Source organism: Colwellia sp. BRX10-4 (assembly GCF_014077465.1).
Lineage (GTDB): Bacteria > Pseudomonadota > Gammaproteobacteria > Enterobacterales > Alteromonadaceae > Colwellia_A.
The window spans coordinates 46027-62742 of the sequence record NZ_JACGVZ010000012.1; the positions used below are offsets into that span (position 1 = coordinate 46027).

Annotated in this window: 14 protein-coding genes; 8 read left to right on the forward strand and 6 right to left on the reverse strand. The window is 38.4% G+C overall.

Features of this window, described 5'->3' with window-relative positions; translation table 11 throughout:
- Positions 1-352 precede the first annotated feature (352 nt).
- Genes zwf through H4J67_RS11105 form a run of 5 tightly spaced genes read left to right on the forward strand, consistent with a single transcriptional unit; the run spans position 353 to position 6044 of the window.
- Positions 353-1822 carry a glucose-6-phosphate dehydrogenase gene (gene zwf / locus H4J67_RS11085; protein WP_182171970.1) on the forward strand — a complete coding sequence of 490 codons (1470 nt, stop codon included), beginning with the start codon at positions 353-355 and terminating at the stop codon, positions 1820-1822.
- Positions 1823-1860: 38 nt separating this feature from the next.
- Positions 1861-2556 (forward strand): 6-phosphogluconolactonase, encoded by a 696-nt coding sequence (gene pgl / locus H4J67_RS11090; protein WP_182171967.1) that lies wholly within the window; start codon positions 1861-1863, stop codon positions 2554-2556.
- Between the two features lie 15 nt (positions 2557-2571).
- Complete coding sequence (gene edd, locus H4J67_RS11095) at positions 2572-4410, forward strand: phosphogluconate dehydratase (protein ID WP_182172083.1); 1839 nt, start codon at positions 2572-2574, stop codon at positions 4408-4410.
- Complete coding sequence (locus tag H4J67_RS11100; RefSeq protein WP_182171964.1) at positions 4407-5393, forward strand: glucokinase; 987 nt, start codon at positions 4407-4409, stop codon at positions 5391-5393. Before edd ends, H4J67_RS11100 begins: the two co-directional genes overlap by 4 nt.
- 3 nt (positions 5394-5396) lie before the next feature.
- Positions 5397-6044 carry a bifunctional 4-hydroxy-2-oxoglutarate aldolase/2-dehydro-3-deoxy-phosphogluconate aldolase gene (locus H4J67_RS11105; protein ID WP_182171961.1) on the forward strand — a complete coding sequence of 216 codons (648 nt, stop codon included), beginning with the start codon at positions 5397-5399 and terminating at the stop codon, positions 6042-6044.
- Positions 6045-6330: 286 nt separating this feature from the next.
- Here the strand turns inward: H4J67_RS11105 and gap are convergent, their stop codons facing one another.
- Entirely contained in the window at positions 6331-7335 is a 1005-nt protein-coding gene (gene gap / locus H4J67_RS11110) for a type I glyceraldehyde-3-phosphate dehydrogenase (RefSeq protein WP_070373727.1), read from the reverse strand.
- Positions 7336-7535: 200 nt separating this feature from the next.
- Here gap and gndA point away from each other — a divergent pair, with 200 nt between their 5' ends.
- Both gndA and msrB read left to right on the forward strand, forming a co-directional pair.
- Positions 7536-9074: an NADP-dependent phosphogluconate dehydrogenase gene (gndA, locus tag H4J67_RS11115; RefSeq protein WP_182171958.1), complete on the forward strand. Its 1539-nt coding sequence runs from the start codon at positions 7536-7538 to the stop codon at positions 9072-9074.
- A gap of 14 nt (positions 9075-9088) precedes the next feature.
- Positions 9089-9463 (forward strand): peptide-methionine (R)-S-oxide reductase MsrB, encoded by a 375-nt coding sequence (gene msrB / locus H4J67_RS11120; protein ID WP_182171955.1) that lies wholly within the window; start codon positions 9089-9091, stop codon positions 9461-9463.
- Positions 9464-9492: 29 nt separating this feature from the next.
- Here the strand turns inward: msrB and H4J67_RS11125 are convergent, their stop codons facing one another.
- Entirely contained in the window at positions 9493-10293 is an 801-nt protein-coding gene (locus H4J67_RS11125) for a DUF2989 domain-containing protein (protein ID WP_182171952.1), read from the reverse strand.
- Between the two features lie 154 nt (positions 10294-10447).
- Between H4J67_RS11125 and H4J67_RS11130 the strand changes: the two genes are divergently transcribed.
- Positions 10448-11896, forward strand: coding sequence for a glyceraldehyde-3-phosphate dehydrogenase (locus H4J67_RS11130; protein ID WP_070373724.1), 1449 nt, complete (start codon positions 10448-10450; stop codon positions 11894-11896).
- A gap of 107 nt (positions 11897-12003) precedes the next feature.
- Here H4J67_RS11130 and H4J67_RS11135 read toward each other — a convergent pair whose 3' ends face one another.
- The 4 genes from H4J67_RS11135 to purB form a co-directional block, all read right to left on the reverse strand.
- Complete coding sequence (locus H4J67_RS11135) at positions 12004-13047, reverse strand: amino acid dehydrogenase (protein ID WP_182171949.1); 1044 nt, start codon at positions 13045-13047, stop codon at positions 12004-12006.
- Positions 13048-13275: 228 nt separating this feature from the next.
- Positions 13276-13740, reverse strand: coding sequence for a GNAT family N-acetyltransferase (locus H4J67_RS11140; protein WP_182171946.1), 465 nt, complete (start codon positions 13738-13740; stop codon positions 13276-13278).
- Positions 13741-13760: 20 nt separating this feature from the next.
- A complete protein-coding gene (locus tag H4J67_RS11145) occupies positions 13761-14930 on the reverse strand; it encodes a cupin domain-containing protein (protein ID WP_182171943.1) in 1170 nt (389 codons plus the stop codon).
- Positions 14931-15341: 411 nt separating this feature from the next.
- Positions 15342-16712 (reverse strand): adenylosuccinate lyase, encoded by a 1371-nt coding sequence (gene purB, locus H4J67_RS11150; protein WP_182171940.1) that lies wholly within the window; start codon positions 16710-16712, stop codon positions 15342-15344.
- Positions 16713-16716: the final 4 nt, after the last annotated feature.

Genomic DNA, 16716 nt, shown 5'->3' on the forward strand with positions numbered 1-16716 from the left:
ACAATAATTGTAATTAATTTTCTGTCTAAATGACGAGAATAATGAAAATTTATTTCATAATTACAGCTAATATAAAACATATTGGCAATTTTTAGCAAACCTTTAATTAATGTTTCATACGAATAACCACTAACCAACTATGAACTTCGAGTAAAATTGCCGCGTAAAGCTTTTATTTATCCATAATACCTAAAATGTAATTTAATTACAAAAAGTTCTTTACTGATGCCAATATACCCGTTAAATTATGGATAAATGTAGTTTAGTTACAATATGTGCTAGCTTTATTGATGAGGTAATTTTAGTTATTATCAGTGTTCAATAAAGAATGCCAAAAAAAGAGATATTGTTTATGAAAAATTCTGATCTTCAGTCTGCCAGTGAAATTGTTATTTTTGGTGCACTTGGTGACTTGTCTCGTCGCAAATTATTACCCGCTTTATATCAATTAGACCAAGCCGGCTTATTAAATATAGAAAGTCGAATTTTAGGTGTCGCCAGACAAGACCATTCGGTAGAAGAATTTACGGCTTTTGTTATTGAGAATCTTACTGAGTTTGTTAAAGAAGGCTTAAACGAAGAAGTACTTGCTCGTTTTATTAGCCGTATGGTTTATCAACAGTTAGATTTTAAAGACACTGTCTCTTATAGTAACTTAGCTGCAACGTTAAAAGGTGGCCATGATACACGTGTTTATTATTTTTCAACGCCTCCTGCTATTTATGGTGATATTACCGACGGTTTAAAGTCAGCTAAACTTATTACTGACGCTGACCGTGTTGTGATGGAAAAACCGATTGGCAACTGCCTTGCATCATCAAAAGTTATTAACGATCAAGTTTCTCGTCATTTCAATGAAAACCAAATTTATCGTATCGATCACTATTTAGGAAAAGAAACAGTACTGAATCTATTAGTACTGCGTTTTGCCAATTCACTTTTTACCAATAACTGGGACCGTAATAGTATTGACCATGTACAGATAACGGTTGCTGAAAGTGTTGGAATTGAGGGACGATGGGGTTTTTATGACGACGCAGGACAAATGCGCGACATGATACAAAACCATTTATTACAAATATTATCACTCTTAGCGATGGAGCCTCCTGCTGATTTAAGTGCAGAAAGTATTCGTGTTGAAAAGTTAAAGGCAGTTAAAGCTCTCGCGCCTATTAATCGCCTGAATGTGAAAGAAAAAACAGTTCGTGGTCAGTACGCCGATGGTTACTTAAATGGTTTACCTGTGCCGGGTTACTTAAATGAAAAAGATGCTAATCAAAAAAGTGATACCGAAACTTTTGTTGCTATAAAAGCAGAAATTGATAATTGGCGTTGGGCTGGCGTGCCTTTTTACCTTCGTACGGGTAAAAGAATGCCTGCAAAGCACAGTGAGATAGTAGTGCAATTTAAACCTCAGGCGCATAATATCTTCAAGGATAGCCATGCTGATCTACCGGCAAATAAGTTAACGATTCGTTTACAACCTGACGAAGGCGTTGAATTACAGATGATGAATAAAATTCCAGGTATTGCTTCACAAATGCATATTCAAGAAAATAAGCTTGATTTGAGTTTTTCAGAGACTTATGAAGATCAGCGTGTTGTCGATGCGTACGAACGATTGATGCTAGAAGTTATCAACGGTAATCAATCGTTATTTGTTAGTCGTGATGAAGTCGAAGCGGCTTGGACTTGGGCTGATAGTATTATCGAAGCCTGGAAGACAAGTAATGAACCCCCTAAAGCTTATCCTGCTGGAACTTGGGGACCCGTAGCCTCTCTTTCTATGATCGCTCGTGATGATCGCCAGTGGGTTGAATAAATAAATTTCAGAGATAACGTGAATTTCAGGAAATAACTATGTACCAATTAAACAATTTCGCTCAGCGAACAGATTTAGATAATGCCTTAGCCAATACTGTCGCTGAAATTTTATCAAACGCTTTGAGCCAGAAAGGCAAAGCAAGCTTAGCTGTTTCTGGCGGGTCTACACCCAAAGGTTTTTTTACGGCTTTATCGACTAAAGATATTGATTGGCAAAACGTAACCGTCACTTTAGCGGACGAACGTTGGGTTGAGTTTGAGTCTGAGGCAAGTAATACCCGTTTGGTACATGAAAACCTGTTAAAAAATAAAGCAGCTGCAGCACAATTTTTTCACCTTAAAAAAGAGGGTGAATGTGATCAATCAACCCTAGTGCAATTAAATACTGATGCTAAAAGCCAGTTATTGCCCTTAGATGTCCTTATTCTTGGCATGGGTGAAGACGGTCATACCGCTTCTTTATTCCCCTGTAGCGAGCAAATATCATCAGCACTTGCGCTTGATAATACTGATGCTCTAATGAAGGTTGTCCCCAAAACGGCTCCTAACGACCGTATAACTTTTACTTATGCTCATTTAGCGCAGAGTAAAAATATTATTTTGCATGTTTGTGGTGCAGGTAAAAAGGTCGTTTTAGAAAAAGCACTTTCAAGTAACAATCAAACAGAAATGCCAATAAGGGCATTTTTACAAAACCCAGATATCAATACACAAGTGTATTGGGCGGAGTAACATATGACTATTAAAATGAATGAAAAAATCGTCGCTATTACTAATGAAATTATTGAGCGTAGTAAAGGTAGTAGAGCTAAATATTTAGCTAAGATAGAAGCCGAAAGCTCTCAAACAGTCCATCGTGCCGGTTTGTCGTGTGGTAACTTAGCTCATGGTTTTGCTGCTTGTGGTAAAGAAGACAAGGCCTCATTACGTGGTATACATCACTCAGACATCGCTATTGTTTCAGCTTACAATGATATGTTATCTGCTCATCAGCCCTATGAAACTTATCCTGCGATTATTAAAGCAGCAGTGAGAGATGCGGGTGGTGTTGCACAATTCGCAGCCGGTGTACCGGCTATGTGTGACGGTGTTACTCAAGGCCAACCGGGTATGGATTTAAGCCTAATGAGCCGAGATGTTATTGCAATGTCTGCAGCGGTTGGCTTATCGCATAATATGTTTGATGGCGCATTAATGATGGGCATCTGTGATAAAATCGTACCGGGCTTGTTGATTGCCAGTATGACTTTTGGACATTTACCCACAGTATTTATTCCTGCGGGCCCTATGCCTTCAGGTTTACCAAACAAAGAAAAAGCACGTGTTCGCCAGCAATATGCTAAAGGTGAAGCCAACGAAGAAGAGCTGCTTGAGGCTGAATCTGCCTCTTATCACTCTGCGGGTACTTGTACTTTCTTTGGCACAGCCAACTCAAATCAACTGGTTGTTGAAGTCATGGGACTTCATTTACCTGGCGCTTCATTTATCGCACCGAATACGCAGCTTCGTGAAGAACTAACAAAAGCAGCAGCACGTCAAGCAACTCGTTTAACGCAACAGTCGGGCAACTATATGCCGATTGGCAAAATGGTCGATGAGCGTTCAATTGTTAATGCAATTGTTGCCTTACTTGCGACGGGCGGTTCAACGAACTTAACCATGCATATTATTGCATTTGCAAAAGCAGCGGGTATTATCATTAACTTCCAAGACTTTAATGATTTATCTGAAGCAGTGCCACTATTAACACGTATCTACCCGAACGGTGAAGCAGATATAAATCAATTTCAAGAAGCTGGTGGTATGGCACTACTCTTTAGAGAATTGATTGAGGGCGGTTTAGTTTTTGAAGATGTTGAAACTATCTGTGGCCGCGGTTTAACACGCTACACTAAAAAACCTGTACTCGAAAGCGGTGAACTTAAGTGGGTTGATTGTGTTGAAAAATCTCTTGACGATACTATTATTGCAACGGTTTCAAGCCCGTTCAAAGCTACTGGCGGCTTACGTGTTCTTAAGGGGAACTTAGGTGTCTCTGTCATTAAAACATCTTCATTGCGTGAAGGTAGTTTTGTTATTAAAGCACCTGCCGTCGTTTTTGAAGATCAACATGAATTACAAGCAGCATTTGATGCGGGTGAATTAGAAAAAGATTTTGTTGCTGTTATTAGATTCCAAGGACCGAAAGCGCGTGGCATGCCTGAATTGCATAAACTAACACCACCACTTGGTGTTCTCCAAGACAAAGGTTTTAAGGTCGCTATGGTAACTGATGGGCGTATGTCTGGCGCCTCAGGTAAAGTACCTGCTGCTATTCATTTGTGCCCAGAAGCCCTAGATGGCGGTTTAATCGCGAAAGTGAAAACCGGTGATATGATTTTAGTTGACGGCGAAACTGGAGAGTTAACCTTAATGGTTGACGAAGCAGAGCTTGCCCAACGTGACAATGCTATTTTTCAAGTCAATGGTCATCATCAAGGCATGGGCCGAGAGCTTTTTGGTTTTATGCGTCGTAATTTAAGTACTGCTGAAACCGGTGCTTGTTCATTATTTGATGAAACTGATATTGATGGTAAAGCTTCGTGAGTGAGTCAATACTTAACTTAGTTGCTGACATTGGCGGGACTAATATCAGGTTTGGCCTAGTTAATGACGATGGTCAAACCTCAGATATTAAAACTTATCAGTGCGACCAATATGATAGCTTAGCCGATGTTATTAGCGTTTATTTAGCGTTACATAACTCTGCAGGTAAAACAATCAATGCATGTTTAGCCATTGCTTGTCCGGTTGAAACAGATCAAATTACCATGACTAACTTGCCATGGACATTTTCTCAATCGACCTTGAAAAAAGCATTGAGTATTAGTCAGTTATTTTTAATAAATGACTATACCGCAATAGCACATGCAGTACCTTTGCTAACACAAGCACAAAAAGTGCAAATTGGGGAAGGGGTCGCAATTGCCGACAAGCCTATTTCTATTTGTGGTCCTGGTACCGGGCTAGGTGTTGCTAATTTAGTACCGACCATCGACGGTTGGTGTTGTTTAGGAGGGGAAGGAGGCCATGTCGACTTTGCTCCTGTTGATGCAGATGAAATTAAAATATTAAGTTATTTACTTGAAACTAAGCAGCATAGAATATCCTATGAACAATTACTTTGTGGCAGAGGGTTAGAGCAAATTTATCAAGCTTTTTTGTCAATTGATAACTTGCCAAAAAGTAATTTGTCAGCTGAACAAATCTCCGCTAAAGCGATAGATGGCTCATGCCCACTATGTGAAAAAGCCTTGCATCAATTTTGTAATACTTTAGGCAGCTTTGCCGGTAACTTAGCCTTAACATTAGGTTGTTTTGGTGGTGTATATATTGCCGGTGGCATTGTGCCTCGTTTTATAGATTTCATCAAAAACAGTAATTTTAGACAGCGTTTTGATACAAAAGGCCGACTATCTAGTTTTATTAACAATATTCCGACGTATGTGATCACCGAAAATCAACCCGGTTTGTTAGGGGCGTCTGCCTATATTCGTCAACAATTATCTTCAATGAAAGGACACATCTAAATCATGACCATAACAAATAATTGGCAGTTATCGCCAAAAGAAATTTTCGCTATGGGGCCTATTGTGCCTGTTCTTGTTATTAAAGATGTTGAAGATGCCTTACCTATTGCTAAAGCCTTACTCGCTGCTGGCATAAAAGTATTAGAAGTAACTTTGCGCACACCAGCGGCACTTGATGTCATTAAAATTATCGCGCAAGAGTTACCAGAAGCTTGTGTTGGCGCTGGTACAGTAACAAATCGTGAAATGCTGCAACGCTGTCAAGAAGCAGGGGCTAAGTTTGCAATAAGTCCAGGCTTAACAAAAGATTTATTAAAAGCGGGTAATGAAGGTAATATTGCCCTTATACCAGGAATTTCATCAATTTCAGAAATGATGGACGGAATTGACTTTGGCTATGATCATTTGAAGTTTTTCCCCGCAGAAGCTTCTGGTGGTGTTAAAGCGATTCAATCAATGGGCGGACCATTCCCTGACATTCGCTTTTGTCCAACAGGTGGTATCAATTTAAGTAATGTTAAGGACTACTTAGCCTTATCAAACGTTGCTTGTTGTGGTGGCTCTTGGTTGGTTACCGACGACATAATTAAAAATAAAGATTGGGCTAAAATTACTGAATTAGCGAAACAAGCACTTGCTCATGTAAAATAACGCGTAAAGCGAATACCAAAAAGGCTGAAGCGCTATTGATAGTGCTTCAGCCTTTTTTATTTATACGACTTATTGTCCGCCTGACATCAATCCTCACATATCCTTTTACAGGCAAGTAAAGGCAGTCTATAGCTAGATAACATCTTTGTGGGATGTTTATCGGTGAGGGCCTTAAATCGACTAGTCAAGGTTGTTCAAGTAAGGGGCTTTGACTAAAATTTATCTCAATAAAAAAGCCAAATAAAGATATTTGGCTTTTTTGATATAACTTTTTTTCTAAAGAATATTAATTTTTATAAGCGCTGACGTAAGCCACTAAATCAAGTACCTTGTTTGAATAACCAATTTCATTGTCGTACCAAGAAACAATTTTTACAAACTTATCGGTTAGTGCTATACCCGCACCCGCATCAAAGACTGAAGTACACGTTTCGCCAATGAAATCATTAGAAACTACTTGATCTTCGGTATAGCCTAATATGCCTTGCAAATCACCATGAGCTGCTGATTTCATCGCATCGCAAATTTCTTGATAGGTTGCGCTACTTTTTAAATTAACGGTCAGATCTACAACAGATACATTTGGTGTTGGTACACGAAAGGCCATACCAGTGAGTTTGCCATTTAATTCAGGGATAACTTTACCAACCGCTTTTGCAGCACCCGTAGATGAAGGGATTATATTTTGTCCTGCACCACGGCCACCACGCCAATCTTTAGCTGAAGGGCTATCAACAGTTTTTTGTGTTGCTGTAGTTGCATGAACCGTCGTCATTAAACCACTTTCAATTCCCCAATTATCATTAAGAACCTTAGCAATAGGTGCTAGGCAATTAGTAGTACATGAGGCGTTTGATACAATATCTTCGCCTTTATACTCATTGAGGTTTACACCACAGACAAACATTGGGGTGTCATCTTTTGAAGGGGCAGAAAGCACAACTTTTTTAGCTCCTGCGATCAAATGCTTTCGTGCTGTCTCATCAGTTAGAAATAAACCGGTTGATTCAACAACAACATCAACATCTATTTCATCCCATTTTAGTTCTTCGGGGTTACGGATAGCGCTAACGCGAATAACTTTATCATTAACAATCAACTGACCATCTTTAACTTCTACCGTACCGTTAAAACGACCATGCGTTGAGTCATACTTAAGCATGTAAGCCATGTAGTCAATGTCGATTAAATCATTAATACCGACAATTTCAATGTCGCTTCTCTGCGCAGCAGCTCTAAATACAAAACGACCGATACGGCCAAAACCATTGATGCCAACTTTAATAGTCATGTTAAAATTCCAAATGAAAATAATGTAGTAAAATTACATCATTTTGAGATTTATACAAGCGATACTTGTCATATTTGGCCTTTTTTTGATAAAAAGGGCGTTTTATTACGAGTTGGGTCAACTTTAATTGCTAGTGGCTTAGTTTCGTTCATGGTAGAATAAATGCCATTGTATTTCTCAGTATTTATGGACTTTCTACTATGACACAAGACAATAGTTTGTGTGACATCGGCTTTATTGGCCTTGGTGTAATGGGTAAAAATTTGGTGCTAAACTTAGCCGACAACGGTTACAGTATTGCTGCTTTTGATTTAGATAATGAAAAAGTGCTTGGCGTTATTGCCCAAGACAAATTGGAAAATGGTGAAAATAAGCAACGTGTTCACGGTTGCTCATCATATACAGAATTATTATCGCGATTAAAAACTCCCCATCTTATTGTACTTTCTGTACCTGCTGGTGCTCCTGTTGATCAAGTCTCTGAGAGTTTGATTGGCGCGGGTATTCAACCCGATGATATTATTATTGATACGGGTAATAGTCTGTGGGTTGATACCGTTGCTCGTGAGAAAAAATATAAGAATAACTTTATTTTATTTTCTTCAGCTGTCTCAGGTGGTGAAGTCGGCGCTCGATTTGGACCTGCTTTAATGCCCAGCGGCTCTCCATATGCATGGACACGCATTAAACCTATTTGGGAAGCAATATCAGCTAAGGTTGACGCCGAAACAGGCAAACCTTTAGAGCGGACTAAACCAGGGGAAACCATTAAAAAAGGTGAACCTTGTACCGCTTATATTGGCCCAGCTGGGGCGGGTCATTATGTAAAAATGGTTCATAATGGTATTGAATATGCGGATATGCAAATTATCTGTGAGGCTTATCATACTTTACGTGCGGGTTTAAATTTATCAACAGATGAGATTGCTGATATTTTTGAACAATGGAACCAAGGTCCTTTAGACAGTTATTTAATGGAAATATCTGTTGAGGTACTTCGCCATAGAGTGACCGAAGATAACATCCCGCTAGTGGATTTGATTCTTGATAAAGCAGGGCAAAAAGGCACAGGCTTGTGGACTGCGATGAGCAGTTTAGAATTAGGTACACCAGCCCCCACCATTGCCCAAGCGGTGTACGCACGTTCCATCTCTTCATTTAAAAATTTAAGAGTGCAGAGTTCAAGTCTGCTTAACGGTCCTAAGGCTAAGATCTTAAATACACAAGAAAAAACAGCGTTTATTGCTCGTTTACATGATGCCATTTACTGTGCGAAAATTTGTGCTTATGCCCAAGGTTTTCAATTAATGAAGCAAGCGGAGCAAGAGCATGATTGGGAACTGGATTTTGCCAGTATTGCAAAAATATGGCGAGCCGGTTGTATTATCCGTGCAGCATTTTTACAATCTATTACCGATGCTTTTAAACGTAATGCGAAGTTAGAAAATTTAATGCTAGATGCATTCTTTGTTGATCAGTTAAATGCTCATCAATTAAATTGGCGTAAAACTGTTGCAGAAACCGCTTTAATGGGAATTTCAACCAGTGCAATAAGTTCATCGTTAACCTATTATGATGCTATGCGTACCGCTGTTCTTCCTGCAAATTTATTACAGGCACAAAGAGACTTTTTTGGTGCTCATACTTTTGAACGGGTTGATCAAACACCAGGAAAGAAATTTCACGTTGAATGGTCAGACCCTGAGCGTGAAATGATCGAATTTGGTCATTCAAAATAAAAAGGTGAAAATATATGTCTAAAGACCCTTATCAAGATAAGTTAACACCCGAGGCCTTTCGAGTATGTCGCTTGGCTGCCACAGAGCAACCGTTCAGTGGCGAGTATAACGATCATTGGCTAGCCGGTGTTTATCATTGTGCCTGTTGTGAAAAGGAGCTCTTTTCTTCAACGGATAAATTTCAATCGGGTTGTGGTTGGCCAAGTTTTTCTGCCGCTATTAGCCCAAATGTCGCCTACATTGAAGATGACAGCCTTGGAATGATGCGTACAGAAATCACTTGCAGTACGTGTGACTCTCATCTTGGTCATGTATTTGATGACGGCCCACAACCCAGCGGTAAACGTTATTGTGTTAATTCATTAAGTTTACAGTTTAGCGCACTTTAAAAAGACAAGGTTTAATCTCTTGATTAAACCTAAACCTTTGGTGACTCAAAGGTTCCTGCTTCAATTTTATCTAAGGTTATATTGGCAATTTTATCTAATAATGTTTTATTTAATTTATAACCTACAACATAATTATTTAAAGACTTTTCAGTCACTTCTTTATTTTCTGGCGAATGTAAACGTAAAATTCTTAACCAAAGATAAGCTTTTTTAACATCTTGCTTTTCTATAAATATCGTTGCTATTGACTGAAAGATTTCTGCATTTATTTTCTGATCTGGCTGGTATAATTGCAAAGCTCGATAAAGTAACGTTAAGGTCTTTTTAGGATCTTTTTTTGTATAATGCGTTGCTAAGTTATATTGCGACCTTGAATTTTCAAGGGCTTTTGTCCCTTCTTGTGCTAAAAATTTATTTAAAGATTCTTCGTTGATATATCTCGACCAGTGATAGTAGAGCAGGTGAGGGTGATCTGAGGTTATTGTTTCTTTTGATATTTCTTTGATACGATTCTGTGCTTGAATTGCGTTATCAACTCTCATCGTTTGTTTATGTTTTAATTTAATATGCTCAATTTTTGAGGCATGAACCATACATTGTGCATAATCTTCGTAAGCAATGAGTTGATGATATTTATGTAGATCTGAACTAGCCAATTTTTCCTCTAAATTAGAAAAACCCACCGTAATACGTTCTCGTTTACACCATGAGTCTTCTTGAAATTCATTACAGATTTCAGAATTACTTTCACAAAGTTCAGCAAAGTTTGGCTTGCTATCACAAGCGGTTAATAAAAAAATTAGTGAGAAGTAGGCTATTATTGTCTTCATTTTTGTCCCATATTTGAGCGTGATATTATGTGTAACTAGTGGCGAAAGTTTTCAGGTTCGATTACAATAGTGCCGCAATTAATTATTATTGTTATTAGTGCTAATATTAATAATAACTCATCGTTCAATTGACTGAAATAAAAAGGTTTACGCAATGACTTCTCATCTTGAGGAACAATACCAAGCTAGCTGGCAAGAACGCCAAACATTTGCTGAAAATATGCAACCTATTATAGGGCAACTTTTCAGAAACAAAGGTCTCGAAGTATCTATTTATGGTCGTCCATTAGTTAATGCTTCTGCAATTGATATCATTAAAGCACATAAATCTGTTGCGCTACATGAAGACAGTAAATTACGTTTACGTGAAAGCTTTCCTTTTATTGATGCATTAAGACACATGGATTTAGCGCCAGCACGTATTGATGTCGGTAAATTGGCCTACCGTTATTTATTTCTTGGTAAAGCTAATGGTCTGTCAATTGAGCAGTTTTTAGAAAAAGAATTAGTATCAATTAATAAAAATACTGACCCACAAAAGTCTAAAGATGTTGTTCTTTATGGTTTTGGTCGTATCGGTCGCTTATTAGCGCGCCTGTTAATTGAACGCGCAGGACCCTGCTCGACATTAAATTTACGTGCTATTGTTATTCGCCCAAGTGGTAAAGGTGATTTAGCAAAACGTGCCAGCCTATTACGTCGTGATTCAGTGCATGGTGCTTTTAACGGTAGTATTACTATCGATGAAGAAAATAGTGTCATTAAAGCTAATGGTGCATTTATTCAAGTCATCTACGCAAAAAATCCTAGCGAAATCGACTATACCCAATATGGTATTAATGACGCTTTAGTTGTTGATAACACCGGTGTATGGAGTGACGAAGAAGGTCTAGGACAACATTTACAATCAAAAGGTGTTGCTAAGGTATTGTTAACAGCACCCGCTAAAGGTGATATTAAAAATATCGTTTATGGCGTGAATCAAGATATGATTTTAGCGGATGACAAAATTGTTTCTGCAGCAAGTTGTACCACTAACGCTATTACACCTGTGTTAAAAGCCATTAACGATGAGTTCGGTATTAAGAATGGTCACGTTGAAACGGTTCATTCATATACTAACGATCAAAACTTAATTGATAACTACCACCCGGCTCCTCGTCGTGGTCGTAGTGCACCATTAAATATGGTTATTAGTACAACGGGTGCTGCTAAAGCGGTTGCTAAAGCATTACCTGAATTGAAAGGTTTGTTAACGGGTAATGCGATTCGTGTACCAACACCAAATGTTTCAATGGCTATCATGAATTTGAATTTGAAAAAATCAACGGATAAAGAAGCGTTAAACGATTACTTACGTAATATTTCGTTAAATTCTAAGTTACAAAATCAAGTAGATTATACGGCTTCAACTGAAATCGTCTCTACTGACTTGGTTGGCTCTCGATACGCTGGAGTTGTTGACTCTCAAGCAACGATTGTTGATGGCGATCGCGCTGTATTGTATGTATGGTATGACAATGAATTTGGTTACAGCTGTCAGGTAGTTAGAGTAATGCTAGAAATGTCAGGTATTCAGGTACCAACATTACCCGTTAATTAGTCTATAAGTTGATAACATTGTTGGTGTGAGTTGATGCCAACAATTTATAGCGAAAAAAAAGTCGCACTTTATTTATATCGTGCGGCTTTTTAGTTTACACGGGAAGATTATTTTCCAGCGTTAGCTATTATAGCTCTCGCCATTTCATCAGCTACTTTACCTGTTGGTAAATTTTTCTCGTTCGCTGTTACAAAAACATTCATTAGTGTGTGATAAATATTTTCGACCAAACTTGTCGCCTTATCAGCACAATAAGGTTCAGGATAAATTTCAAGGGCAACATTTATAATTCCCCCAGCGTTAATAACGTAGTCAGGGGCATACAAAATACCCTTGTCTAAAAGGATTTGGTCATGACGACTTTCTGCAAGTTGGTTATTAGCACAGCCGGCAATGATCACCGCTTTAAGCTCTGCAATACTATCGTCATTAATTGACGCGCCTAACGCACAAGGTGAAAATACTTCAACATCTTGTTTGTAAATATCGTCTAAGCTAACAACTGTTGCATCTAACTCGGTAACGGCTTTATCTAAAATTTCTTGGTTAATATCAGTGACGATTAATTTCGCACCCGCAGCATGAAGTCGTTCACAAAGTGAATAACCAACACTACCAAGCCCTTGAACAGCGACTTTAATACCGGTTAAATCATCAGATCCCAATTTAAACTTAACCGCGGCTTTAATACCTAAAAAAGTACCTAGCGCAGTGAAGGGGCCTGGATTACCACTTTTTCCTTCAAGACCCGACACATAGTCGGTAACTTGATTAACAATAGCCATATCACCAGTAGTAATATTGACATCTTCAGCGGTGTAATAACGGCCACCTAGATTATTAACGGCTTTGCCATAGGCTTTGAATAAATCGTCTGACTTTAAGTGTCTAGGATTACCAATAATAACCCCTTTACCACCGCCAAGTTTTAACCCAGCCATAGCATTTTTGTAGGTCATGCCTTTTGATAAACGTAAAACATCTTTTAATGCTGCTTCATCATTTACATAATCCCAAAAACGACAGCCACCTGCCGCTGGTCCAAGTGCAGTACTGTGTACTGCTATGATAGCTTTTAAGCCTGTTGCATCATCGCTGCAATAAACAACTTGTTCATGATTGTCGAAATCTACTAAATCAAAAATTGCCACTTCTAAATCTCCACGTAAAAAGTTTTGTTAACATTCTTTTTACTTCTGTAATAAGAGTTGTATTGTTTCGATGCGCACAATACCACTTAGCCTAATATTGCGCTAGCCGTCAGATCAAAATATAACGGTCACTATCTTAGGGTAAATGTATAGAATAAAGCACAAAATTTAATAATAGTGGTAAAAGGATAAAAGGAGTGACTCATTAATAGAGTAGGAATTAATAAACTAGTGATTAAAAGCGAAGCGGGTCGATTTTTTTATATTCTCAACAGCACAGGTCATACGCTGTCTTGGCATACCTGCTTCCATAAATACCGCGCCAGCACTGATAAAGTTAAATTTTCTAAAATATTCAACATCATCAAGTGGACTATAAATAAAGACTTCATCAAGTTTGAGATCTTTAGCAATCGCCAGTAAACCTTTGACAACAACTATGTCGATGTTTCTTTTTCTAAAAGACATCAATACAGCGATGCGAGAAATTTCCCCCGTAGACAATATACGGCCCGTTGCAACGGGCTCTTGAGTAATATCATCACAAACCAAGACATGAAATGCATAGTGATCTTTTCGGTCAAACTCTATTTTTCGTGGAATACGCCATTCACAAATAAAAACTTTCTCGCGGACATCTCTTAATAATGATGCCGCTTGTTCCCAATTTACTCTACTGACGCTGAACGACATTATGAATATTACACTCGTTGTTATTCTATATACCAAAAGCCCATATTTAGAACATTAGTCAATAATTGTTCATTTTTCAAATTTGTTAGTAAACTTTTTACTGTTTGAGTGGTCAAAGTTTGCTGTTTTGTTAAGTATGTCGCTAATGTGATTGTTTCTTTATCAATTAAAAAACTTTCCCCATTAATATATAAAAAACTTGTTTCGTTGGGCGCTTGCTCTTGAGGTTGAAGAGGAACAATTAAGCTTTTTATTCCTGAAACAGGCACTAAGGTATTTTCTGCTTCAGCCAGAATATCGGTAAGTTGTTCGCTGTCGATAGGAGTGACCGGCATTAATATTTCTAAAGCATGGTGGTTCTGTGTAAGATATTTACCGATAAAAGGAATAAATAACTTATCGTCATCAAGTTGTGCTTTCATGAACGTCTTTAATTTTTCGATATCCATGTGTTCAAGTTGTTCGGGCTGACTGGTTAGTGCGCGTTCATTATCAGGAAAGCGTGTTTCTCCAAGGTTTTCATCTATTAATTTATCAGCAAAACCAGACCATAATTCTTGATTGTTTGGTGCCTGAAAACCAATAGAAAAATTCATCGAATTTTCTAATGACACGCCATTGTGAGGATGATTCGGTGGAATATAAAGTAAATCACCCGCTTCGGTTATTTCGTCGATAACAGCAACAAAACTAGAAACTTGTTTTAAATCAGGATGAGGTAATAGCTGCTTTAGTGAACTATCAGGTGCACCAACTTGCCAGCGACGCTTTCCTTCACCTTGTACAATAAAGACATCGTACTGGTCTAAATGAGCACCAACACCGCCATTGGGTGTAGAAAAGCTAACCATTACATCATCAATACGCCATTGTGGAATAAAATTAACGGCTGCTAGTAATGATTGGGTATCGCGAGACCAATTATTTACCGCCTGCACCAGTAGCGTCCAGTTCTGTTCGCCAAACTTGTCGAATGAATCAAAAGGACCTTGCTCTACTTGCCATTCACCATTATTACAGGCAATAATACGCGATTCAATCTCGCTTTCCATCGCGAGGCCAGCAAGTTCGTTGGCATCAATTGGGTCGGTGAAGTCTTTGAACGCACCTTTTATTAATAACGGTTTTTTTTGCCAATATTCTTTTAAAAACTGCTCAGGCGTTAGTTCGCCCCAATGGATTTTTTGCATTGCGTGTTACTCTCTATTTTACTACGGTTAATTGGCGTGCATAAATGCACTAATCCCATCATAAATCAGGGCGTTGCTGAAAAGCCAAGACATATACGTTTATTGGCATCCATGCCATCACGTCATACCGTTCATCCTGAACATATACGTTCATTGGCATCCATGCCATCACGTCATGCTATTGCGTTCATCCTGAACATATACGTTCAGTGGCATCCATGCCATCACGTCATGCTATTGCGTTCATCCTGAATATATACGTTCATTGGCATCCGTGCCATCACGTCATGCTATTGCGTTCATCCTGAACATATACGTTCATTGGCATCCATGCCATCACGTTATACCGTTCATCCTGAACATAAAAAGGAACCGCGAGGTTCCTTTTTATTAGCATACGTTTAGATAAAACTAATCTAATTCGTTAATAAATTCTACTGCGCGACCTATATAACTCGCGGGTGTCATTTCACATAACTGTGCTTTAGCTGCATCAGGTAATTCAAGTGTCATAATGAAAGCGCGCATTGAGTCGCCATTGACGCGCTTACCGCGAGTTAGCTCTTTTAATTTTTCGTATGGCTTTTCGATACCATAACGACGCATTACTGTTTGTACGGGTTCAGCTAAAACTTCCCAGTTGCTGTCTAATTCAGCCGCTAGATTTGCTTCATTTACTTGTAACTTACTAATACCTTTTAATGTAGCACCGTAAGCTATCATCGCATGAGCAAAACCAACACCTAAGTTACGTAAAACTGTTGAATCTGTTAAGTCACGTTGCCAGCGAGAAATCGGTAATTTTTGCGCCAAGTGGGTAAATAATGCATTAGCAATGCCTAAGTTACCTTCAGAATTTTCAAAGTCAATTGGGTTAACTTTATGTGGCATTGTTGATGAACCAATTTCACCTGCAATGGTTTTTTGCTTAAAGTGACCCATCGCGATGTAACCCCAAATATCACGATCAAAATCGATTAAGATGGTGTTAAAGCGGGCAATGGCATCAAATAACTCGGCAATGTAATCATGTGGTTCAATTTGAGTCGTAAAGGGATTAAACGATAAACCTAATGAAGTAACAAATTCATTAGCAAATTCATGCCAATTAACTTCAGGGTAAGCTGATAGGTGTGCATTGTAATTGCCAACAGCACCATTGATCTTACCTAATAATTCAACATCAGCAATTTGGGCACGTTGACGTTTAAGACGAATATAAACGTTGGCCATTTCTTTACCCAAAGTACTTGGAGAAGCAGGTTGACCGTGAGTACGACACATCATTGGAATAGTTTTGTATTCAATTGCTAGCGCTTTAATTGCCGCTAATATTTTATCCATTTCTGGTAATAAAACGTCGGTACGACAGTCATTTAACATTAAACCGTGCGAAAGGTTGTTAATATCTTCAGATGTACAAGCAAAATGAATAAACTCAGTCACTGCGTTTAATTCAGCATGATCAGCAATTTTTTCTTTTAAGAAATACTCAACAGCTTTTACATCATGATTAGTGGTCGCTTCAATGTCTTTAATGCGCTGTGCGTCTACTTCACTGAAGTTATCAACAATCGCATTTAATGTTGCCGTAGCGTCACTGCTAAAAGCCGGAACTTCTGCAATTTCTGTCGTTGCTGCAAGTTTTTGTAACCAACGAACTTCAACGGTAACACGGTATTTTATTAAACCAAATTCACTGAATATAGGGCGTAATGACTTAACTTTGCTGCCATAACGACCATCTACTGGAGATATTGCACTTAATGCTGAAAGTTCCATAGGG